This window comes from Arthrobacter ramosus, assembly GCF_039535095.1.
GTDB classification, from domain to species: Bacteria; Actinomycetota; Actinomycetes; order Actinomycetales; family Micrococcaceae; genus Arthrobacter; species Arthrobacter ramosus.
Genome location: NZ_BAAAWN010000001.1, coordinates 2,704,544 through 2,727,403, shown reverse-complemented (window position 1 = coordinate 2,727,403; position 22,860 = coordinate 2,704,544). Strand labels below are relative to the sequence as shown.

Genomic DNA, 22,860 nt, shown 5'->3' with positions numbered 1-22,860 from the left:
AGGACTTGGCCTACTACCTACTGTGGAAGCAGGGAGGATTCCTTCGCCAACGTGTCGGGCGTCCAGCGCAGGTGCGCCGGCGTTGCCTCGGCGTCCGGTTCCCGCAGGAGGGAAAGACGAGGGCGGACGGCGTCGGTGCGGGAGCTCGGCGGCTTGCGGCGACCCGCCCTGAACTGGGGCATCCACTGGGCGCCGGGGCCGTGGTATTCCTGTTCGGCGGCTGCGTGCAGTGTCCACTGAGGGTCGTACAGGTGCGTACGGCCCAGTGCCACGAGGTCTGCCCGGCCCGCAAGCAGGACGGAATTGACGTCGTCGTACGTGGAGATGGCGCCGACGGCGATCACGGCCACGCCTGCCGGAGCGGCAACTTCCTGGCGGATCCGGTCGGCGAACGGCGTCTGGTAGCTGCGGCCGAAGGCCGGCTTTTCCTCCTTGGCAACCTGGCCGGTGGAGATGTCCAGGCCGGCGGCGCCGTGGGCGACGAATGCGCGGGCAATCTCGACCGAATCGTCGGAAGTGTTGCCGCCCTCGATCCAGTCGGTGGCGGAGATGCGGACCGTGACAGGCTTGCCGGCAGGCCACTCCGCACGGACGGCGTCGAACACTTCCAGCGGGAACCGCAGCCGGTTCTCCAGGCTGCCGCCGTATTCGTCGGTCCGCTTGTTGGAGACCGGCGAAAGGAAGGAGGACAGCAGGTAGCCGTGGGCGGCGTGGATCTCCAGGAGGTCGAAACCTGCCTGCTCGGCGCGCAGGGTCGAGGCGACGAATTCCGCCTTGATGGCCTCCATGCCTGCCCGGTCCAACTCGGCGGGAGTCTGGTTCTCGGGACCGTACGGCAGGGCCGACGGGCCAACCGTGGACCAGTTGCCTGACTCGAGTGGCTGGTCGATGCCTTCCCACATGAGCTTGGTGGAGCCCTTGCGGCCTGAGTGGCCCAGCTGGGCGCCGATCTTCGCGGTTGAACGGCCGTGAACGAAGTCCACGATTTCCTTCCAGCTATCGCGCTGGCCGTCCGTGTACAGCCCGCTGCAGCCGGGGGTGATGCGGCCGGCTGCGGAAACACAGACCATTTCGGTCATGACCAAGCCGGCACCGCCGAGTGCCTTGGATCCGAGGTGGACCTTGTGGAAGTCGCCGGGGACGCCGTCCACGGCGGAGTACATGTCCATGGGAGAGACCACGATCCGGTTCTTCAGTTCCAGCCCGCCGATGCGGTACGGCTGGAACATGGCCGGGGCAACTTCGGCGAGGCCCTGGGATTCGGCGAAGTCGCGGTCCACGGCGTCGGCGAACTCGGGGTCGCGGAGGCGCAGGTTTTCCTGCGTGATGCGGCGGCTGCGGGTGAGCAGGTTGAAGGCGAACTGCGTGGGGTCCTGGTCCCTGTACTGGCCTATGCGCTCGAACCACTCAAGCGATGCCTGAGCTGCACGCTGCGTGGAAGCAACCACGGGCCGGCGCTCGGCCTCGTAGGCCACCAATGCCGACTCAACATCCGCGTGCTCGTGCAGGCAGGCGGCCAGGGCGAGGGAGTCCTCCATAGCGAGCTTGGTGCCGGAACCGATGGAGAAGTGGGCGGTGTGGGCGGCGTCGCCGAGCAACACGACATTGTTGTGGCGCCAGCTCTCGTTGCGGACAGTGGTGAAGTTGATCCACTTGGAGTTGTTGGACAGCACCTCGTATCCGTCCAGTTCCTCGGCGAAGATCCCGCGGATCTTGGCGATCGCCTTTTCGTCCGAGACCCCCGGCGGAAAGACCTCGTTGGCGGTCTCGTCGAAGCCCGCCGCGTGCCAGACGTCCTCGTGCATTTCCACGATAAACGTGGAGCCCTCATCCGAGTACGGGTAGCCGTGGATCTGCATGACGCCCCACTCGGTTTCCTTCACGAAGAACTTGAAGGCCTCGAATACCTGGTCCGTCCCGAGCCACATGAACTTGTTGGTGCGCGGGTCCAGGTCTGGCCGGAACGAGTCGGCGTACTTGGCCCGGATCTGCGAGTTGACGCCATCCGCGGCGAGCACCAAATCGTAGTTGTCTTCGAGTTCCTCGATGGCTGGGGCGATGGTGCTGAACCGTACGTCGACTCTGAGTTCGATGCAGCGGCGTTGCAGCAGTTCCAGCAGTTCCTTGCGGCTCATGGCAGCGAACCCCTGGCCGCCCACGGTCACGGTCTCTCGACGGAAGTGGATGTCGATGTCCGACCAGCGGGCGAAGCGGCGGCTCATGTATTCGGCCACCACGGGATCGGCGTTGCCGATGCCGCCAAGCGTTTCATCGGAGAATACGACGCCGAAACCAAACGTGTCCGTCGCGGCGTTGCGTTCCCAGAGTGTGATGTCATGTGACGGGTCGAGCTGCTTCATCAGTGCTGCGAAGTACAGGCCTCCGGGGCCGCCTCCGACGATTGCGATCTTCATGGATCGGTCCCTTCTAAGCTTGGGGTGCGGCCGCGTGGGCCAGCCGGTCGTTATTGTTTTCGAGGATTTGCCGCAGCTTGAAGTGCTGCAGCTTCCCGCTGGGGTTGCGCGGCAGTTCAGCAACGAACCGAACATCGCGCGGATACTTGTAAGGGGCGATCGTTTGCTTGACGAAGTCCTGGATTTCCTTGCGTTTCGCCTCGTCGCCGTCGACGCCTTCTCGAAGGACGATGAAGGCACAGACCACGGTTCCGCGTTCCGGGTCCGGCCGCCCGACGACGGCACTCTCCATGACCTCGGGGTGCTGATTGATGGCAGCCTCCACTTCCGGGGCGCCGATGTTGTAGCCGGAGGAGACGATCATGTCATCGGAGCGGGACTGGTAGGTGAAGTAGCCGTCTTCGTCCCTGACGAAGGTGTCGCCGGTGATGTTCCAACCGTGGGAGATGTACCGTGATTGGCGCTCGTCATCGAGGTAGCGGCAGCCGGTGGGTCCCACGACGGCAAGCCTGCCGGGCTGGTTGGGACCCAGTTCGGAGCCGTCCTCGTCCAGGATGGTCGCCCGAAACCCGGGGACGGCCTTGCCCGTTGCGCCGGGCCGGCTGTCTTCGGCGGTAGCCGAGATGAACACATGGAGCATTTCCGTGGCTCCGATGCCGTTCACCAGCCGGACCCCGGTGGCATCGTAGACAGCCTGCCATGTTTCCTTGGGCAGGTGCTCGCCGGCCGAGACTGCGATCCTCAGCCGGCTGAGCAGATCGCCGCGCCCGGCCTTGAGGATGGCCCGGTAGGCAGTGGGCGCCGTGAAGAGGATCGTGGCACCGGCCGCCGCGGCGTTCTCTGCCAGTTCCACGGGCGTTGCGCGATCAGTCAGCAGCGCGGAGGCCCCAAAGCGGAGGGGAAAGATGACCAGACCGCCGAGTCCGAAGGTGAATGCGACCGGCGGCGAGCCCGCGAAGACGTCTTCGGCGGTGGGCTGAAGGATGTGGCGGCCAAAGGTGTCGGCGATCGCCAGGATGTCCCGGTGGAAATGCATGGTGATCTTGGGGGCGCCGGTGGTGCCGGAGGTGGGCCCAAGAAGCGCAACGTCGTCCGCAGCCGTTTGAACAGTGGCGAACTCCCCGCTCTTGGCCGCGCAGCGGGAGGCGAGATCGCCGAGGCCGGTGCCGCCATAAGCAATGACGGCTACTTCGGCCCCCGCAGCGGCGGCCAGGTCGTCAAGGAAGCGGTGGTCGGAGAGCGCCACGACAGGCTTGGTCAGCTGGATCAGTGTCTGGATCTCGGCGGCCCGCAGCATCGGCATGGTGGTGACGACGACCGCACCTGCTTTGAGCACGCCCAGCCAGGCTGCGACAATCCATGGGTTGTTGGGTCCCCGCAGCATCACGCGGTTGCCCGGAACTACACCGAAATCCTCGGTGAGCACCTGGGCCGCCTGGTTGGCCCGAAGCCGCAGTTCACCGTAAGTCCAGACCTCGCCGTCGGGCGTGCGGAGCGCCGGCCGGTCGGCGCCATAGTGGGCAACGGTGTCGTCGATCAGTACCGCCGCTGCATTCAGCTGCTCGGGGTACTGAAGTTCCGGGAGGGTGAACTCGAGCGCCGGCCATGTCGTAGCCGGCGGCAGGTGGTCCCGCGTAAATGTATCCACATGGGCCGATGTGCTCATGGCCACTCCTTCTATGGTTCGTGCTTCTGATGTCGGATTAGGATCCGGGCCGGATCATGCCCTCTTGGGCGACGGTGGCCAGCAGGCGGCCTTCACGGTCGAAGAAGTGGCCAAGGGCCAGGCCTCTGTTGTTTTGACCGGACACTGCTTTTTGTGCGTACAGCACCCATTCGTCTGCGCGGCCGTCGCGGTGGAACCACATGGAATGGTCCAGGCTGGCCGTGGTGAGCCCGGGAGAGGACCAGTGCAGGCCCTGGGCCCTGAGGAGGGGCTCCAGGATGGTGTAGTCGCAAACGTAGGCCAGGGCGATGCGGTGCAGGTTTGCGTTCAGTTGCTGGTTCGCGGTGTCCGGCAGTTCATCGAAGGCCTTCACCCAGATGGCCTGGTGCGCCTCGCGTCCACCTTCAACCTCAACGTAAACGGGGCCGGGGACGTGGCGCATGTCGAAGCTGCGTCCTGTGGACCAGTATTCCGCGGCGGGGCCATCGACGTCGTGGAGGATTTCTGCGGCACTGCGCAGGGACTCCGGATCGATTTCGGTGGGGGCAGCTTGTCCGGGCGTAACGGGCTGGTAGTCGGCCCCGTCTTCAGGAACCTGGAAGGAACCCATGGCTACGAAGACGGTCGTGCCGTTCTGGTATCCGCGGACGCTTCGGGTGGAGTAGCCGCGGCCATCACGGAGGTGTTCCACTTCGTACCGGACGGTCGATCCCACATCCACCGGGCGCATGAAGTAGCTGTGCATGGAGTGCAGCGAACGGTCCTCGTCAACGGAGCGCATCATTGCGGCTGCTGATTGGGCGACCATGTCTCCGCCGTAGGCCTTGGGCCAGGGAACGTACTGGGTGGCAGCCTCATACGCTTCGTCGTGGACCAGAGCAGGGACCTGGGTCAGTTCGATGGCGCGCAGGAACGTTGCGGAGGTCTTGGTGGCTGCGGGGGCGGGGATGTTCATGGCGTTATGCGCGCCGGTAGTCGGCGAGGGTCTCATCCGGAACGTCTTCGAGGTTGACCACGATGTTTTCCGGCGTGCGGGTGGTGAGCCAGACGAGTTCGTCGGTGACGGACATGTTTGCCTCAACGTGCGGCATGAAGGGGGGCACGAAAACCCAGTCTCCGGCTTTCATGTCCTTGTATTCGGAGTAGTTCTCGCCGTAGTAGATGCGGCCGTGGCCGCGCAGCACGTAGCCGCCGGTTTCGGCTTCGCCGTGGTGGTGGGGGAGCGAGCGGTAACCCGGGGTGTTGAATACCTGTCCGAACCAGATCTTGGTGGCAGGGGTGTGCTGGATGGACACGCCGGATACGCGGACGCAGTCGCCGGACTGTGCCGTGTTGGTGTCCTCCTGCCCTGCCCGGGTGACAACAGGAACAACTTTGCCGTCGGCGCCGGCGTAGATGGAGTTGTCTCCCTCGGTGCGGTACTGGGTGGTCTCAGTCAGCTCGGTCATGCTCTTTACTCCTTGGTGGTTGTGGTGGCGACGACGGGGCGCAGAGCGGCTGCGTCATCGTTGGTATGGATACGGATGGTGTTTTCCAGGCGTCCGATGCCTGCTATTTCGGTGGTCAGGACGTCTCCGTCCTGCAGGAAGCGGGGAGGGGTCATTCCCATCCCGACTCCCCCTGGTGTGCCCGTGAGGACGAGGTCCCCGGGGCGAAGCATGGTGAACTGCGAAATATAGGACAGGAGCCGGGCCGGACCGAAGACCAGCGTTCCCGTGTTCCCTGACTGCACCAGGTCTCCGTTGACGTATCCGCGGACCTCGAACTCCCCGTTCACGTCGTCAGCTGTGACCAGGACGGGACCCACGGGGGTGGTCGCGTCGAAGGCCTTCCCCTGGAACCACTGCAGGGTGCGGTTCTGCCAGTCGCGCATGGAAACGTCATTTGCCACGGTGTAACCGGCGATGGCCGTTCGCGCCTGTTCTTCGTCCGCACGGAAAAGGGGGCTGCCCACGACGACGGCGAGCTCGGCTTCCCAGTCGACTTTCCCGCTGCCCCGGACGTCGATGGTGTCGTGGGCGCCTGTCAGCGTGTCCGCGTGCTTGGCAAAGAGAGTGGGGTACTCGGGCAGGTCCCTGCCCATCTCCTGGATGTGGTCGCCGTAGTTCAACCCGCAGCAGATGACTTTCCGGGGGTCGGGCAGCAACGGGGCAAATTCGGCGGTGCCGGCCTCGGTCGTCCCGGTGACCGCCAGTGAGCCGTCAGGGCCGGTCGCCGCCGCGGCAGCTGCCTCGACAACGGCACGCCACGCCGGATCGGCCAGGAGTGCACCCACGCTCGGGTAGGGCAGCGGCAGGAAGGCGTCGGCGCCCAAGCCGAGGGCCGCCGTCGTACCGTTTCCGCGGGTGCGGAGTGTGGCCAGTTTCATCCGTCTGGTTCCCTTCGTCTCGATATGTCGACTTTTTTACGGTCGTCACATATGCTCAAGTTAGCACGACACAAAGGACCCGGCAAGGGGCCTTTTCAAGCAGGAATCAAGAGTCGACATCGCGAGGAGCATCAATGAGCAACAAGACCGTCAACCCCGAGTCCCTGTCCAAGCCGTCCGGTTACGCCCACGGCATTCTTGCCGGGAATGCGGTGTACCTGGGCGGCCAGACAGCACTGGACGGCAATATGGAGATTGTTCCCGGGGGCATTGTGGAGCAGTTCAGGCAGGCGTTTTCAAACGTTTTGACCACCCTGCGGGCAGCGGGTGGGCAGCCGGAGGATCTGGTGAGCGTCACCATCTACCTGACCGATGTGGATGACTACATGGCGAACGGCCGGGAGATCGGACGGATCTGGCGCGAAATGGCGGGTTCGGAATATCCGGCCATGGCCGGAATCGGCGTCACCCGCCTCTGGCAGAAGGAAGCCATGATCGAGATCCAGGGGATCGCTGTCATCCAGGACCGTCCGTAGCGTCCGGGCGAGTACAGACTCCCGACGGCGGGAGGTTTGGTTTGGGGGACAGGGGAACCCCCGGTGGTTGTCCCGCCCGATGGGGCGGCGGGAATCGCCGGGGGTTTCTTCGCGTTACGAGCCGGCCGTCTGGGCGGTGGGTGAGCTGTTGACCCCCGAGCGATCCTCCGCCCCCGAGGATTGCGCGGGGGCCACCGCTTCCACGACTGCGGCGGGCCAAGGCTGCGCTTTGGCTGAGCCGGGCGGCACGTGGGCTACTGTTACAGTTCCGAACGCTGCCAGGCTGCCCGCCAGGCCATCATGCGGATGGCCCTGAACCTCGAAGGCATACGTCATGGACGTCCTGCCAAGCTTGGAAATGCCTACGGTTGCCGTGATTCGCTGGCCGAACCACAGCTTGGCCTTGAAGTGGATCTCCTGGTGAACGCGGGGAACGCTGGGGAAGCAGTCAGGCAGCCCGAGCGTGCGCAGGAAGAGCTCAGCTTCCGCGGACTCCACCCAGCGCATCACTGCCGAGTTGTGCTGGTGGCCGGAAGCATCCGTATCCACCCATTCAAATAAGAATGGTTATGTTGATCTCTTTACGAACGTCACACTAGCGATATAAAATTGGGCACAAGATGCATGGTTTGGCGGCCACAAGTGGTGATCCGCTCCACATGCCCTCACAAGGAGACAAAGATGTCTGGTTCACGCTCTGAAGAGACCAAGGAAAATTTGCAGGAACTGTCCATGGGCGCCCTGCTCGACGAAGAGTTCCGGTCCGTTTTCGGGGGAACGACGCCGGTTACGACACCCTGGGGCGGCCTGAATTTCATCTAGCCGGCTTTTCATCCGGCCGCGGCGGATACCGCCGTGAGAACGCGGCCCGTCGGCGATGTAGCCTATGACTGTAAATCGATTCCCGAACCAATAGAGGTAGCGCTGAATGGCCATGGCCGATGCCGTCCCCGACGTTGCTCCCACGCCGCGCCATCAACACCTGATCGTCACCGTGTATGGCTTGTACGCTCGTAACCAGGACGGCACGTTTGCGGTCGCGGACCTGATACAGCTCCTGGGGGACCTGGGGGTTGAATCAGCCGGTGTGCGGTCTTCGGTGTCGCGGCTGAAGAAACGCGGGGTCCTGGTCAGCCTGAAACGCGGAGGTTCTGCGGCCTACAAGCTCTCACCCGAACTCGAGGGTGTGTTCAGTGCCGGAGACGAACGGATTTTCGCTCCCCGCCGTGCCCAAAAAGACGACGCGTGGCTCCTGGCGTCCTTCTCTGTCCCCGAGGCGCAGCGCCACTTGCGGCACAGGCTCCGAACCATCCTGACCCGCGTTGGCTGCGGACAGGTCTCCCCGGGTTTGTGGATCGCTCCCGGTAATCTTGCGGACGAAGTGGAGCAGCAGCTTCGGCGGGCCGAGCTCATGGAGTATGTCGACCTCTTCAAGGCAACGCATCTTACCGGAGGCCCCATCGATGAGAAGGTGGGTCAATGGTGGGACCTGCCCTCGTTGGAGGCTCTTTACACGGACTTCCTGGCGCGGCATCAGCCCGTACTCCATCGGTGGGAGAAGCTTGAGGGAGAGGCCGAGTCGCCCGAACTGCTGAAGCAGGCCTTTGCGGATTATGTTCCCATGGTCACCCAGTGGCGGCGGCTGCCCTATATGGATCCCGGGCTCCCCGCGGAATACCTGCCCGACAACTGGCACGGACTGGCCGCCCAGGAGCTCTTCACGAAGCTGCACACGCTGCTGGGGCCGAAGGCCCAGCATTACGCCATGTCCGTCGTCGGATCCAATTGAGCCACGCAGCGAAGGGGCTGGGGCATGCAACGCCCCTTCCCCTTCGCAGCTGTCCCGGGCTCTTCATCCGGTGGTATCAGTGTCCTTGGAAGGCCTCGGCCAGCCACCAGGAGCCACCGTCGGAGGCGATCTTCGCATCGATCACCAAGGGCCGGTCCTGCCCGCCGTCGCGGAAGGCCGCAACCCATTCCCGCACTGGCTGCAGGTCATCAAGCGTCCGGACTGTGACGCCGTCGGCCCCGTATCCCCTGGCGATAGCCGCAATGTCCGTCTCCGGGAACGACACGCTGGCCAGCTCCTCCTGGCGGTGGTGCTCAGCGAAGTGGTGGACCTCGGCGCCGTACGCGGCATCGTTGTAGACGATGCAGACCAGCGGCAGCTTCAGCCGGACCGCGGTCTCCAGTTCGCTGATACCCATCAGGAAGCCACCATCGCCGGCGCCCAGGACCGGTAGCCGGTCAGGCTGCGCCACCGCTGCCCCTATGGCCGTGTAGAGGCCAATGCCAATGGCCTGGAACGCCTGCGTAAAGCAGAATCCGAATTCGTCCGGCACCGCCAGATACTGGCTGGGGTAACCCATGAAGTTGCCCGAATCCACTGCGACAATCCTGTCTGCGGGAAGGATCGAATCCAGTTCCCGGCTGATCAGTCGTGGGTCGATCGACGTCGCAGTGCTGAGGTCCGGAGTCTCCACATCCCGCCACCGTGCACTCTGTTTGATGGCGAGGGCGTTCTGCTCGGTGCGGTACTTTTCAGCCGCAGCAGGCTGGATCGTCCTGAGGACTTCCAGGGCGTCCGCGGCCGTGAGGGAGGAATCACCCAGCACGCCCAGTGTGATCTGCCTGTTGGCGCCCAACGAGGAATCTTCGACATCAATCTGGACCACTTTTGTTCCGGGGGAGATGAGCCGGCCGTGACGCATTGTCCACATGTTCAGGGTGCAACCCCAGCCGATAATGAGGTCCGCGGAAGTGATGAGTTCCGCGGTCAAGGGAGAGGAGAACCCGCCGGAGATGCCCAGATTATGGGAATCGCCGTTGAACAGGCCGTTGGCCACAGCCGAGGTAGCCACGAGCGCCCCCGCGTGCCGTGCCAGGGCCAGGATGGAATCCCGGGCACCCCTGCTGCCGCGGCCGGCAACGAACACCGGACGTTGCGCGTGGGAGATCAGCTCCACCAACTGATTAACGACGCTAGCATCCGGACGGATCCGGGCCGGGACAGGTACGACGGCGGTGCTCACCGTGTCTGCGGCGGTTCCGTTTTGGACGTCCAGCGGCAAGCTGAGGACCACGGTCCTGCGCTCGTTCACTGCAGTTCGGAAGGCCCGGACCGTATCGGCGATGGCCGTTTCGGGGGAGTGGATCCGCTCTGCCACGGCGCCGACGCTGCGCGCCAGGGCGTCCTGGTCGATCTTGAAGTTGGACCGGATGGCTGCCGCCTGCGTGTCGGCCGTCAGTACGATCATGGGGGTGCGGCTCTTGGCAGCTTCTCCGATGCCGGTGATCGCGTTGGTCAGTCCGCAGCCTTGGTGCGTGGTGACAACGCCCACCTTGCCGGACATCCTGGAGTACGCATCGGCCATGGTGGCGGCACCGCCCTCATGGCGGGCCGCGGTGTACGGAATGCCGGCGTTCATCAGGGTGCTGGTGACGTCGAAGTTGCCGCTGCCCACCACCCCGAAGACATGGCCGACTCCGAGCTTTGCCAGAGTCTGGCCCACCAGGGTGGAGACCCTCACTTCCCCGCTCACGCGCCCTGCTCCGATGCTGTGCCTGCTGTGCTGTCAACCAGGGCATACACCCGGCTGGGGCTGCCCGTCCCGCCAACGATGGGCAGGGGCGCAACCACCAGCGTCGCGCCGGTGACCGGGAGTCGATCAACGTTCCGCAGCGACGTCACACCATATTTGTCAGCGCCGAGGAGGAATGAATGTACGGGGAACATGGGATCGAGTGTGGCGGCCTGGCCGGCGTCGATGCCGACGGTTTCCACGCCGAAGCCGCTGATGGAGGCGTTTCCGGCAAGCCATTTGGCACCAGCCGCGGAGACCCCGGGAGTGTGGGGGCCGGCGTCGTCAGCGTTCATGAAATCCGCAGCGTTACCGCCGCGGGCGGACCAGCCGGTGCGGAAGATCACCCAGCAGTTTTCCGGGAAGGAGCCATGCTCTTGCTGCCACTGCTCGAAGTGTTCCGGCTCCAACAGGAAGTCGGGGTCCTGGGCTACTGCGGCGGTCTTGTCAATCACCACGGCCGGCCCCACCAGGCGGTGCGGCTCGATCTGGTCAACGGACTTCCCGTCCTTGCCTGTGATCCAGTGGACGGGAGCGTCCAGGTGTGTCCCGGCGTGTTCGCCTACAGTGACGTCGTTCCAAGCCCAGGCGGGTCCGGCGTCGTCGAAATTGCTGACGGGCGTCAGCGAGAGTCCAACCGTGTTGGCGAGTGGTTGGGGAAGATTCAGGATGGGGGTGTCACCGCTGAGCGGCGTGGTGAGGTCGACGACGTCGATGGCGCCGGATGACAAGGCTGCGGTGAGCTCATTTAGAACAGACATTGTTCTCCTGTCGGGTTGATGTGTGGGTTCATTTCAGTTTTTGGGCCACCAAATGCCCCGATCCGCCGGATAGCCCGGGGCCGGGGTGGGTGGACGCGCCGATATGCCACAAGCCCTTGATCGGGGTTTTGTGGTTCGCGGCCTGGGGGAAGGGCCGCCAGAGGAGGTTCTGGAAGAGTTCCGCGGATCCGCCGTAGGGGTCGCCGTTGACGGCATTGGGATTTTCCCTGGCAAGATCGGTCGGTGCGAGGATGTCCCAGGCCAGAACGGATGCCCTGGTGCCCGGTGCGAACTGTTCGAGCCGGGCCAGGACGCGCTCCATGTACTGTTCCTTGAGCTCGGGTGACCAGCCACCGTCCACTTCGAGCGCCCCTGCGGCGTCCGCCACCGGCGCGAACGGCACTTCCTGCAACTGCAGCCACAGCGTCGCTTTGCCTGCCGGCGCCCTGGAAGGATCCAGGACGCATTGTTGACCGACGACGACGGTAGGTTCCGTAGGCAACAGCCCCGCCTCGGCTTGGGCGCAAGCAATTCCAGTACTGTCCGAACCGTTGCTCAAGTGAACCAGGGGCGCGGAATCCAAACGGGGATCCAGCCATTGGACCGGTTTGTCCAAGGCCAGGTGGATCTGCATGGCCCCGCGGCCGTTCTGATAACGCGCGGCTGCTTCGGCCAACCCGGCTGGTGGCTGGCGCAACAGCTTGGAATACAAGGCCTGGGGTGACACATTTGCCAGGACAGTCCTTGCGCTGACCACGCCGTTGGAGGTTTTCACGCCCGTTGCACCTTTGGAATCGATCAGGATTTCCTCGGCTTCTGTGTCCAGCATGATCCGCACGCCCTTATCCCTCAGGAGGGCCTCAAAAGCAGCGATGAAGTTCGAGGCGCCGCCTTTCACCACCGGAAGGCCAAAGCTGTGCATGCTCAAGGCCATGACCGGAAGCATGACGCCTCCGGTCGCCTGGTCGGGGCCGAGGCCGGCGTGGAGGAGCCAAGGGGACCACAGCTGATCGGTTTGCCATCCGTTAAAGCGGCTGCGGAGGTAGTTTCGGCCGCTCATCACCGAATCGCGGACGAAGGCCTCAGTACCTTTGACTTTTCCTCGCCTCAAAGCCCCCGCGGCGATCGTCAGCACCTCCCTGAAAGACCGGAGTTCAGCGCCGAACGCACCAAAAATGGTCCCTGCATTGCTGCCGAGGTCCTCCAGCATCGCCAGGTAGGCGCCTTCGTCCTTGTTCTCCTGCAAAGCCGATGCAGTCAGTGCCGGATCGCGATGGGCCACCACCACGCGGTGCTGCCCTGTCTTTGGATCCGCTGCCACGCTGGCCGTCACCGCGCCGTCGGAATTGCAATATTCCAATCCCCTCGCATGCAGCTCGCTCCCTAAAGCCTGGTAAGCGCCTCCCGAAACGAACAGGGGATGCCAGGAAGAGAAGGAATCGTGGATGAACCCGGGCAGCGTCCGTTCCCCTGAATGGATGAAGCCGCCCAGCCTGCCGGCCCTTTCAATGAGGCAGACGCTCTTCCCTGCCATGGCAAGCTCCGCGGCGGCTACCAGGGAGTTGATCCCCGAACCAATGATGGCAATATCGGTCGAGTCCGTCATGGAGGGCACCGTCACCTCAGAAGTCCGGGTGGTTGGTCGCGGCGTGGTATTTGCCACTGTGGAACAGCAGGGGTTCCCCTCCAGCATTCTCGTACTTCTCCACCTCGCCGACATAGATAACATGGTCGCCGGCATCGTGTCGTGAGACGGTCCGGCACTGGAACGTGGCAACGGCGCCGTCCAGCAAAGGAATTCCGGCAATTCCTTCCGTGGTTTCCACGCCGGCGAATTTGTCTGTAGCCGGCGTTGCGAACTGACGCGAGAGGACGTGCTGGTCACTGGCAAGGATGTTGATGGCAAAGTGCGTAGCGTCCTCGAAGTCCGCCAGGCTCGGAGCCCGCTTGCTGGGGCACCACAACACCAACGGAGGTTCCATCGAAACGGACGTGAAGGAATTGGCGGTCATTCCCACTTTCCGCCCGTCGACTCCAAGGGTGGTGACCACCGTGACGCCGGTGGCGAATTGACCCAGGGCACCCCTGAAATCCCTCAGGTCAAAAGCCGACGAATCTTCGTCCTTGCGTGCCTGCACAAACTCGGCGGCAGCTGCGGGATCGAACCACCATGGGTAGAACGTGCGCGGATCATCGAATCCTCCAGCGATGCTTGCGGCCAGCGCCGGGTAGTCAGCGGCTTCGGCCAGGACAGCCTGCTGGTGTTCCCGCCGGGGTTTGAGCATGTCATTCGTCCACGCCACCGCCCACTGACCCCAGCCCCGCCAGAACTCGTCAAAGGTGCGTTCCATCCACTGCTTGTCGAAAGGCTGCTGCCCCCGCCGGACGATGGAATCCAAGTAGTACTTGGCGGCCAGCGTCGCATTGTTGGACCCTTGACCGGTGAGGGGATCGTTGAGCAGGACGGCGTCGCCCAGGCCGAAGACAAGGTTGCCATTGCCCAGCTCGCCCACAGCCGAGCGAACGGTCGGCGTGATCCGGCCCAGAAGTGTTGCGCCCTCATCTGTGAGCGTTGCGTTGGCAAAGTTCTTCGCCTCGTGGGGAAAATGCTCTTCCAGGATTTCCAGAGATCGACTCAGCTGTTCCTCCGGACTTGTAACATCGGTCCACTTATCCATCGGGCCGCCCACGACGCCTTCAAAGACCATCATCTGGCAAGGCCCGGACACGGTGAGTCCGGGAAAGGTGAAGAACTCCCCGACGCCGGGGACTACGGACATGCGGATACAATCACTGGGCTGATCGGCCGGCTCGGTGGCGGATGCATCGAGAGAGACCGTATCGAGAGAGACATAGTTCAGGGCGAGGACTCTTTGCGGCCGGTCGAACGGGGACTTGGACCTGTCCTTGGGGAAGATCTGGGCGATCTCTCCCTTTCCGGTGCTGACGATAACCAACTCGTAGTCCTGTGCGAGCTCCTCCAGCATGCGCGGCGTGACTTTCTCTATACGGAAGTCACCGCCGCCAGCCACAAACGCCTCGATCCAGGCCGCACTCTTGATCCGCTGATCCACCGAGTGGGCGGTACCCTCAAGGGGCGCCTCCCACTCGATGGCGCCGAAGCCGGGTTCGCCTTCCACACGCAATCGGATAGCGCTGATCCCGGGCACGGCTTCACCGTCATAAAGCTTGGTCAGGGCCGAACTCAGCTGCGCCTCGGCGGCCAGGGCGGTGGGGAACATGCATTGGCTGGACATAACCTTGCCGGTACGGATTTGAGCGGCCGAACGGTCCGAGAACAGCGTGACTTCATACCCCTCCCGCTGCAGGCCCAAGGCCAGTTGGGCGCCGGATTCACCGGCTCCGATAATTGCGATCTTTCGCATGTCTGGTTTTCCTTCGAGGAACATTGTTGCCAGGGGAATTGGAGCGACTATCAGGTCGCAGGTACGACGGAGCCCACGCTTGCAAGGTATGCGGCCGCCTTATCCGGGTCCATGAACCATTCCTGGAAGTCCGGCGGGTTGTTGAAGCCGTTGGCGAAGCGGTGCGCGATTTCGGCCGACTGCCCGGCCGCTCCCAGAAGCGAAAGGACATGCGGGGGCGGCGGAGCCAGCAGCGCATTCGTCCACTGTGCTACGTGCCGTGCATAGTTCCAATACTTTTCGAAAGTGGCCTGCATGAACACTGCGTCGAAGGCACCTTCGCCGTGCGCCGCGATGCTCTGCAAGTAGGACGCCGCACATTTGCTGGCGTTGTTGGAGCCCTGGCCGGTGATGGGGTCGTTCAGGACCACGACATCGGCGAGACCCAGGACCTTCTTGCCGCTCGGAAGCGTGGCGATGGGATGGCGGACAGTGGGTGCGAACCGGCCCTGCAGGAAACCGCTGGGGTCGGTCAGCCCGACGTCGGCTGCCCGGCTGGCTTCCCACGGCAAGTACTGCTTCAGGATGTTCTTGGACGTCTCCAGGTGTTCCCCGGGCGTCAGGCCCTTCCAGCAATCCATAGGTCCGCCCGGGATGCCCTCGAAAACCATAATTTCGCACGGACCAGTGGTGGTGAGAGCCGGGAAAGCAAAATACTCGCCCACCCCTGGAATCAGGTTGAAGGAAACAGCCGAGTGTTCTGCCCTGGGCTCCATTCCCGTGACATACGTCAACGCCAAAGCGCGTTGGGGTGCGTCGTAGGCGCTGCGCTGGGCATCGCGGGTAAAGAGCTGTGCAATTTCTCCCTTGCCGGCGGCCACAATCACCAGATCGGAGTTAAGCGAGTAGCGTTCTAGTTCATCCACACCGGCGTCCTCGAACACGAGCTCGCCTCCCTGCGCCACAAACTCTTCCATGAACCTCGGGAATTTGACCCGCTGATCAATGGACTTGGCCGGGTTATCCAGGCGGGATGCCCAGCTGATGGCCTTCTCACCAGGAACCTCAGGATGGGGGATCGTAAACGATATTCCATCCACGGTGGGAGCTTCAGGCCAGAAGTCCAACCCGAGCGCCCTCTCGTGCTCCAGGGCATCGTGGAAGATGCACTGGCTGGAGGAGACTTTGCCCTCATGGATTTCTTCGGCAGTGCGGTTGGAGATCGTGGTCACCGCAAATCCGGCCTTGAGCAAACCGATGCCAAGTTGCAGGCCCGATTGCCCTGCTCCGACGATGGTGATGTGGCGCTGTGTCATAGTGTTGACCTTGTCTTTCTGCTGTCTCTGCATCCGTAAATGATGGGGGAGGATATTTGGCCGGGCCTCGGCGTTGGCTCGGGGTGGGTTTGTTCCCAGCCGGGGAGACCGATGTGTACGGGTCTGATGTCATTCATGTGTCGTCACCTCTTTTCGGCGGCGAGTAATGGGATGGCTTCTTCGGCGCGCTCGGGTCCCAAAGCGGAGTAGCCGCCGTCGACCGCCCAATCAGCTCCTGTCACGAAGCTGGCCGCGTCGCTCGCGAGGAAAGCGACCACGGCTCCGATCTCCTCGGGCCGACCCACCCGCTTCAGGGCGTGGAACGGTGCTGCCACCGAGTCCGTTTTGTCAATGTCGCCGCCGGACAGGGTGTCCATGATGTTGCTCCACACCCATCCAGGGCTGACCGAATTGACGCGGATGCCGTCGTCGGCGAGATCTACTGCCATGCTCCGGGTCAGCTGGACGAGGGCAGCTTTCCCCGCGGGGTAGAGCCAGCGGCCTGTCTGGGCAACGGAACTCGAAATCGAGGTGAAGTTGATGATGGCTCCGTGCTGGGATGCCTTCAGGTACGGGCGTGCCGCGTTGCTTGCCATGACGGCACTCACGACGTTGACGTTCAGTGCCTGAAGCCAGTCGTTCCTGTCCGATGCCGCACCGTCGTCCTTGTAGGTGCAGGCCAGGTTGACGAGAATGTCGATGCCTCCGTGCGACGCTGCCGTAGCATCCATGAGCCGGGCCATGGCTGCGTCGTCTGTGATGTCAGTGAGTGAAAAGCTGATGCCGCTTCCCAAAGTGTGGAGCTGGGCGCCTCCGTCGGCGTCGATGTCGGCGACCACAACGGTGGCACCGGCATCGCGCAACGCCATGGCGACGCCTTGGCCTATCTTGGTGACGCCGCCTGTGACGATTGCGGTCCTGCCCGAGAGTGCTGACATGGTCAAACCTTTCGTAGTGAATCCATGGGGTGGGAAGTCTTGTGTATGCATGACGCTCGTCGTTGCCGACGGACTGGCTGCTTCACCGCCTACTTGACGGTTGGCCTGGGCGCGGGGTTCGGATGAGTCCGTTCCCACTCGATTCGGCGGTCATGCACCAGCTTGACGTTCTTCATCTCTGCTCACCCCTCCCGTCGGGATTCGTTGCTGCGTTTTTATGACGTGCGTCATACTTGTTCTAAGAGTGACTCTATTCACGGGTCGAAAACGGGTCTATCCGCTTGGCGCAGGGCTCATCCGAAAAACGAAAACCGGGGAAGGAACGCGCAATGGTGAGGATCCTTCCTCGTGATGTCCTCAGGGGTCTCCCGACAGTGACCACGACGGACGTCGATGATGCGCATCAGAAAATCGCCGATTTGTTCTGCGGCCACGATCTCGTTCCGCAGACCCGTGGGACGTCCGTGGATATGAAGCTGCGCTCGCTGCACCGGGGTGATGTTGGCATCGAATTCCTGGACTATGGCGCGGATGTTCGAATCAGTCCGGAAGGCCTGGAGAACTTCCATCTGATCCAGATTCCCCTCGCGGGTCATGCGCACATGGACGTGGGCTCGTCGTCCGTAGATTCCAGCCCCAAAACCGCGACAGTTCCGCCGATCGACCGCCCGTTCACTATGACGTGGGATCGTGGGACCCCGCATTTGATTGTCTACGTGAGCCGCCTCGCCCTTGCTTCTGTAGCGGCGCAACTCTATGGCGGCGACCCGGAGAATAGCGTGAAGCTCGGCTATGCCATGGACCTCAGTGGTTCCGCGGGGCGGGCCTTCCTGAGGTCCGTCGTCGAACTCCACGACGACATGATCAGCCTGGAGCCAAGAACAGCTCCGGGCTTCGTCCAGAAGCTTCTCGCAGACACGATGGTTTCACGGCTGCTCCTGGCAATGAATCCTGTGACGGACGCTGACCGCTCCAGTCCGGCTTCTGAAAGCCGGTTGATACGACAGTTCCGGGAACTGCTGGATCGGCACGCCTCTGAGGAGCTGGCGGTTCCGGACATCGCCGAGAACCTGGGCGTGTCCGTGCGAACCCTGCAAGTTGCTCTTCGCTCCGAGGTGGGGGCAACGCCGTCGGAGTTGTTGAGAAAGGTGCGCCTCGACCGGGCCCGGGAACTGCTTCTTGCCGCCGCCCCCGGACAGGAGACTATTGTTTCGATCGCGGAGCGGTGCGGTTTCTCCCATCAGGGGCGCTTCTCGGCCCTCTACCTTGACACGTTCGGCGAGCTGCCATCAGAGAGCCTTCGCCGCTAACCTCGCTCGGGCTTATCCGCTACTCGCCCGGCCGAAGCCTGTCCAGTTGGTCAACGTCAGCCAGCGAAGGGCGCATGCCCCTGTGGAGCACCATTCCCTCGGGGAGATCCTCCACTTCCACACGGGAGCCTGAGACCTTGAAGGAGAAGCGGGACCCACCCATGTCCACGTTCGTGGCGTTGAAATCTCCCCACCCTGCCGGCAGCACAGGGTCAATCCAGAGCCCACCCAAGGACACGTGAGCGTCGTAGCGCAAGAGGCTGCGGATCAGCATTATCGGGGTGGTGGCCGCCCAGGCCTGGGGCGAACATGCCGTTGGATAGGGCAGCGGTTGAGGGTAGTCGGAGCGGCTGTACCCGCAAAACAATTCAGGCAACCTATGATCGGTGTGTTCGGCGGCTTCCATCAGTGCGGAGGCAAGCCGTTGGGCTTCCTCAACGAATCCGTAGCGCAGCAGTCCCGCGACGATCAGTGCATTATCGTGTGGCCACACTGAGCCGTTGTGATAGCTGACCGGATTGTAGGCACCCATGTCCGTGGCCAGGGTGCGTACGCCCCACCCGCTGAACATCTCCGGGGACATCAGCCGGTCAGCAACCTGACGGGCCTTGTCGTCATCCACGATGCCTGTCCACAGGCAGTGACCCATGTTCGAGGCGCAGGCGTCGACCGGCCGTTTATCCCGGTCCAGCGCAATGGCGTAGTACCCGCGTTCGGGCAGCCAGAACTGTTCGTTGAACCGTCTCTTGAGGAGCTCGGCACGTTCCCGGAGTTCGGCCGCCAGCGCCCGGTCCCCGGCGTCGTGCGCCATCCACGCACGTGCAGTGTAGGCGCTGTAAACGTAGCCCTGCACCTCGCACAAGGCGATAGGCGTTTCAGCCAAACGTCCATCGGCGAAGTTGATGCCGTCCCAGGAATCCTTCCACCCCTGGTTGATCAGGCCCTGATCGTTGAGGCGTTCGTACTCGACGAACCCGTCGCCGTCGCGGTCGCCATAATCCCGGATCCAGTCCAGGGCGCGGTCTGCATGCGGTACCAACGCGGCGATGTCCTCAGTAGCAAGGCCCCACCGGCTCACTTCACCGAGCAGGGCAACGAACAGGGGAGTGGCATCGGCAGTGCCGTAATATGCCGACTTACCACCCAGTGCCAAGCCCGTCCCGACTCCGAGCCGCTCCTCGTGGAGGATCCGTCCAGGCTGTTCCTCGGTCAGGGGGTCAACCACAATTCCTTGCCGCTCGGCCAAGGTTTGCAGCGTTCCCAATGCCAAAGGCGCGTTGATGGGCATGACCATGAACGAGGCCAGCAAGGAATCCCGGCCGAACAATGCCATGAACCATGGTGCCCCTGCCGCGACGACCATCCGATCGGGATGCTGCGGGTCAACGATGCGCAAAGCACCGATGTCGGCGTAACTGCGATAGACGGTTCGCTCGAGGGACCCGTTCCCTATTCGTACGGGAGGGATAGTTGCATCCCAGGACTGCTGCCGCTGAAACTGGGGTGAGACGGTTTCTGACGCTGTGTGGACAGGCGGCTGGGCTGGAGCGCCTGCATCCGGCGTCGGCTCGGCGGTCACCCGAACGCTCCACTCGCCGTGGGCGGGAATTGCGGTGTGGAAGACAAGCCCTTCCGGCCCCGCCTCACCACCGGGCGCTCGAATGATCACGCCCTTCCGCGCACCCTCCCAAGCGGCCTCCATGATGACGGAACCGTTCTCGCACCGTCGGGTATGTTCCCATTGCCGGTGAAACCGTCCTTCTTTGACCTCAAAGAGATCTGCGAAGTCCGTGTCTACAAACAACTCGACGTCGCACGAGGCCGGCTGGGGTGCATGGTTTTGGATTGTGATGTCCTCAAGCATGCCCACCCCGACTTCGCGCCGGCGCTCTACCGTCAGCGGGCTGTCCGCCCGGCCGTCGGTAGCCACGGCCCTGCCAACGTACATTCCCTGATACGGCGAGGGCGTCCACGCACCAAGGGGCTCCACCGGCTGGCCGTTCACGCTCAGGGACCAGCGCGAGAGGATCCTGGTGTCCTGATGGAAAACTCCATGAGGGTGATGAGGAAAGATATCCCCGTTCTGCAGTGAGATACAGAACGCCGATCCGTCTACGAGTGTCACGGCGCCTTGCCCAACCGGACCCGCCGCGTTATCTGCGTTCCATCCGGCCACCGCAGGCTCCTTTGAAGTGCACCCTGTCACGTGATCTGAATCTACGCCGGTCCCGAATGGCTTACCAGAGCCCCCTACAGCGGGCTTCCGATGACCCTCAATTACTCACTCGACCGACCCGCCGTCGTCGTCTGGGGACGCCCCCGCAGTCTTTGGAGCGTAGCGGATGGAGATTCCTTGTACTTCTCGCTGTAATACGCGGCAAACCGCCCAAGGTGCGAGAACCCGGCGTCGAAGGCGGCTTCCGCGACGGTGGCCGTGGCTGGACCAGCCTGGCCCTCTAAAATCCGGCGTGCACGCGCCAGCCTCATGTCGCGCAGAACGTGAGCGGGACTCTGGCCGACGTGTGCCTGAAACGCATTATGCAGCTGCCTTGTACTGATGCCGACGGCAGAGGCGACGTCGTCAATCCGGACGTTTGCTCCCAGATTCTGCTCCAGGTAATTGCAGGCCGACTCGACGTACGCCGGAGCCCCCTTGTTGCCAGGCAAGGGGGCGAAAGCCTGTTCCAGAAAAGGAGCAAGCCCTGCGGACATGGTGGCCAGAAGGATATTTTCCAGCCATGTCACAGACTCTCCGGGCAGGCCCTGGTCCAACTGGCGGCAGGCTTCCAACCAGGTTTTCGAAACCATGTTTGGATTGCTGAGCTGTAGTGGAACGTCGCTGGCAAGGGAAACCGGCTTGACCAGCACCCGACTCGACGTAGCCGCCAAATAGCTTTCCAGCACATCGGCGTCTACACCGCCAACCACAGCTCCGCGCAGTGGGTCCGGAACCATCTTGGTCTGATGGTGGGAGCTCAAAGCGAACGGAGTATTCGCCACCCATTGATTCCCGCAGGATTCTACGAGCATTGGACCCTGCGGGATGACGAGCAGTGCCCGGCGACCCGAGGGTGGACTGACAATGGTTACTCCCGTACCGTACGAGACAAAAACCAGGCTGATGGCGCCAGCCAACAGACCGTTGACCGTTCCGTCAATACCCCGTCCCTGATGCGGAACCAGCAAATGCTCATCCGACGTCAGGCTGTTGACGTAGTCCCGAACAACAGCCGCCGACGTGCTGCGGGTTAGAGCATGTGCTTCAAGGGGTCTGTCCGCAGACAGCTGACGTGAAACAGCGTCGGTTGCCCCAGTTGAGCCCATGTACTGACCTTTCCCTGAAAGGGACCTTGATCCCGGTCGTGCCCGCCCCACGACATATAGAGTGTCCTTGACGATAGTCATTGCTCCTACACGCTGGCAAGTGCCGGTTGGCGAACACTCAGCTTCTCCAAGCGCGGGAGCACTTCTTGCACGAAGTACTCAAGCTCGCCGGCGTAGTCAACAAATGCCAGTGTCATTCCGTCAAAACCCGCTTTGGCGAATCGGGCAATTTCTGCGGCTACTTCATCAGGTGTGCCAACGAGCGGGCAAGAACCATGGCCTGCGGCAAAACGGGACCGCATGGTCCCCAACATTTCCTTGGTGAAGGACTCCGCGTGGAGTCCCTGCAGATTCATGAGATAGTCCACCGCGCCCCAATCAGCATTCTCTTCTGCGTAATACGCCAAATAGTTCGTTGCCTCCTGGTGACTCGGCCGACACACCACGTGGCTGAGGGTTAGAACACCCACCTCCCGCTGGTAATTCGCCATGGCCTGGCTTTTCACGGAGCGAACAATTTCGGCCCCGTCCTCAGGTCCGCCGACCACCGTGAAGACGAAGTCCGAGTTCCTTCCGGCGAAGTTCCTGCCTTGATTGGACGATCCTGCATTAAGAATGGGAACCTTGCCTCCCGCGGGCTTCGGCAATGCCTCAACGTGCTTGAGTGAGAAGAATTTCCCGTCGAAATCGAAGATGCCTTCTTGTTGCCAGGCCTGGCGCACCACGTCCCACCACTCTTGGGCGAAACCGTATCGATCGTCATGGGCCTCTGCCATGTCCACGCCCATGGTTTCGTACTCGGGCTGGTTCCAGCCAGCCACGATATTCAGGCCAGCGCGGCCACCGCCGATCGCATCAAGGGTGGCAATCTGCTTCGCCGTCACCAATGGATGGTTGAACGCTGTGTGAACTGTTGAAAACACCGAGATCCGCTCCGTTGAGGCCAGCAGCGCGGCAGCCCACGGAATAGGCTCTAGTACCGAACCGTGAAAATTCGTGTCGCCCTTATAACCGATCCATCTCGCAATGGGCAGGAGGAAATCTATTCCTGCCTGGTCGGCGATACGGGCCATTCGAAGGTTTTCCTCCCATGTGGCTCCCCATCTCTCGGGAATCTTTGTGACGGCCAATCCACCGGAACAATTTGCCGAGAATAGCCCGAGCTTGAAGTGGTTTTTTCTGTTCACTATGACGAAACCCTTGAGGGCGACCTTATTTTGCCTCGCGGGTTGTTGTCCCTATTGCATCAATTGGTCGAATCGAGTGGCAGCACGCTGCGCA

Annotated in this window: 19 protein-coding genes; 4 read left to right on the top strand and 15 right to left on the bottom strand. The window is 62.8% G+C overall.

Annotation, left to right across the window (positions count from 1 at the left end):
* Window positions 1–17: 17 nt before the first annotated feature.
* The 5 genes from ABD742_RS12655 to ABD742_RS12635 are packed head-to-tail and all read right to left on the bottom strand — an operon-like array spanning window position 18 to window position 6,448.
* Window positions 18–2,414, bottom strand: a complete 2,397-nt coding sequence (locus ABD742_RS12655; protein ID WP_234750566.1) for a bifunctional salicylyl-CoA 5-hydroxylase/oxidoreductase — start codon at window positions 2,412–2,414, stop codon at window positions 18–20.
* Window positions 2,415–2,427: 13 nt separating this feature from the next.
* Complete coding sequence (locus ABD742_RS12650) at window positions 2,428–4,080, bottom strand: AMP-binding protein (RefSeq protein ID WP_268819012.1); 1,653 nt, start codon at window positions 4,078–4,080, stop codon at window positions 2,428–2,430.
* Between the two features lie 37 nt (window positions 4,081–4,117).
* A complete protein-coding gene (locus ABD742_RS12645) occupies window positions 4,118–5,071 on the bottom strand; it encodes an acyl-CoA thioesterase (RefSeq protein ID WP_344788100.1) in 954 nt (317 codons plus the stop codon).
* Window positions 5,040–5,528, bottom strand: a complete 489-nt coding sequence (locus ABD742_RS12640) for a cupin domain-containing protein (protein WP_234750569.1) — start codon at window positions 5,526–5,528, stop codon at window positions 5,040–5,042. Before ABD742_RS12640 ends, ABD742_RS12645 begins: the two co-directional genes overlap by 32 nt.
* A gap of 5 nt (window positions 5,529–5,533) precedes the next feature.
* Complete coding sequence (locus tag ABD742_RS12635) at window positions 5,534–6,448, bottom strand: fumarylacetoacetate hydrolase family protein (protein WP_234750570.1); 915 nt, start codon at window positions 6,446–6,448, stop codon at window positions 5,534–5,536.
* A gap of 134 nt (window positions 6,449–6,582) precedes the next feature.
* Between ABD742_RS12635 and ABD742_RS12630 the strand changes: the two genes are divergently transcribed.
* Window positions 6,583–6,984, top strand: coding sequence for a RidA family protein (locus ABD742_RS12630; RefSeq protein WP_234750571.1), 402 nt, complete (start codon window positions 6,583–6,585; stop codon window positions 6,982–6,984).
* A gap of 114 nt (window positions 6,985–7,098) precedes the next feature.
* Here ABD742_RS12630 and ABD742_RS12625 read toward each other — a convergent pair whose 3' ends face one another.
* Window positions 7,099–7,533 carry an acyl-CoA thioesterase gene (locus ABD742_RS12625; protein ID WP_234750572.1) on the bottom strand — a complete coding sequence of 145 codons (435 nt, stop codon included), beginning with the start codon at window positions 7,531–7,533 and terminating at the stop codon, window positions 7,099–7,101.
* A gap of 132 nt (window positions 7,534–7,665) precedes the next feature.
* Between ABD742_RS12625 and ABD742_RS12620 the strand changes: the two genes are divergently transcribed.
* Together ABD742_RS12620 and ABD742_RS12615 are read left to right on the top strand one after the other, a co-directional pair.
* On the top strand, window positions 7,666–7,806 hold the full coding sequence (locus ABD742_RS12620; RefSeq protein WP_234750573.1) for a hypothetical protein: 141 nt from the start codon (window positions 7,666–7,668) through the stop codon (window positions 7,804–7,806).
* A gap of 106 nt (window positions 7,807–7,912) precedes the next feature.
* On the top strand, window positions 7,913–8,773 hold the full coding sequence (locus ABD742_RS12615; protein WP_234750574.1) for a PaaX family transcriptional regulator: 861 nt from the start codon (window positions 7,913–7,915) through the stop codon (window positions 8,771–8,773).
* A gap of 76 nt (window positions 8,774–8,849) precedes the next feature.
* On the opposite strand, the gene ABD742_RS12610 is transcribed toward ABD742_RS12615, so the two are convergent.
* From ABD742_RS12610 to ABD742_RS12585, 6 genes are all read right to left on the bottom strand, one after another.
* Window positions 8,850–10,526, bottom strand: coding sequence for a thiamine pyrophosphate-binding protein (locus tag ABD742_RS12610; RefSeq protein WP_234750575.1), 1,677 nt, complete (start codon window positions 10,524–10,526; stop codon window positions 8,850–8,852).
* Window positions 10,523–11,326 (bottom strand): cyclase family protein, encoded by an 804-nt coding sequence (locus ABD742_RS12605; protein ID WP_234750576.1) that lies wholly within the window; start codon window positions 11,324–11,326, stop codon window positions 10,523–10,525. The genes ABD742_RS12610 and ABD742_RS12605 overlap by 4 nt, the downstream gene beginning before the upstream one ends.
* A gap of 28 nt (window positions 11,327–11,354) precedes the next feature.
* The gene (locus tag ABD742_RS12600; RefSeq protein WP_234750577.1) at window positions 11,355–12,932 is read right to left on the bottom strand and encodes a phytoene desaturase family protein; all 1,578 of its coding nucleotides are present in this window, start codon (window positions 12,930–12,932) and stop codon (window positions 11,355–11,357) included.
* Window positions 12,933–12,948: 16 nt separating this feature from the next.
* Window positions 12,949–14,712 (bottom strand): flavin reductase, encoded by a 1,764-nt coding sequence (locus tag ABD742_RS12595; protein WP_234750578.1) that lies wholly within the window; start codon window positions 14,710–14,712, stop codon window positions 12,949–12,951.
* 50 nt (window positions 14,713–14,762) lie between these two features.
* Complete coding sequence (locus ABD742_RS12590; protein WP_344788093.1) at window positions 14,763–16,007, bottom strand: styrene monooxygenase/indole monooxygenase family protein; 1,245 nt, start codon at window positions 16,005–16,007, stop codon at window positions 14,763–14,765.
* Window positions 16,008–16,150: 143 nt separating this feature from the next.
* The gene (locus ABD742_RS12585) at window positions 16,151–16,945 is read right to left on the bottom strand and encodes an SDR family oxidoreductase (RefSeq protein ID WP_234750580.1); all 795 of its coding nucleotides are present in this window, start codon (window positions 16,943–16,945) and stop codon (window positions 16,151–16,153) included.
* 329 nt (window positions 16,946–17,274) lie between these two features.
* Here ABD742_RS12585 and ABD742_RS12580 point away from each other — a divergent pair, with 329 nt between their 5' ends.
* Entirely contained in the window at window positions 17,275–18,255 is a 981-nt protein-coding gene (locus tag ABD742_RS12580) for an AraC family transcriptional regulator (protein ID WP_234750582.1), read from the top strand.
* Between the two features lie 19 nt (window positions 18,256–18,274).
* On the opposite strand, the gene ABD742_RS12575 is transcribed toward ABD742_RS12580, so the two are convergent.
* The 3 genes from ABD742_RS12575 to ABD742_RS12565 form a co-directional block, all read right to left on the bottom strand.
* Window positions 18,275–20,431, bottom strand: a complete 2,157-nt coding sequence (locus ABD742_RS12575; RefSeq protein ID WP_234750583.1) for an amylo-alpha-1,6-glucosidase — start codon at window positions 20,429–20,431, stop codon at window positions 18,275–18,277.
* Between the two features lie 101 nt (window positions 20,432–20,532).
* Entirely contained in the window at window positions 20,533–21,579 is a 1,047-nt protein-coding gene (locus ABD742_RS12570; RefSeq protein ID WP_234750585.1) for an AraC family transcriptional regulator, read from the bottom strand.
* A gap of 86 nt (window positions 21,580–21,665) precedes the next feature.
* A complete protein-coding gene (locus tag ABD742_RS12565) occupies window positions 21,666–22,766 on the bottom strand; it encodes an LLM class flavin-dependent oxidoreductase (protein ID WP_234750587.1) in 1,101 nt (366 codons plus the stop codon).
* Window positions 22,767–22,860: the final 94 nt, after the last annotated feature.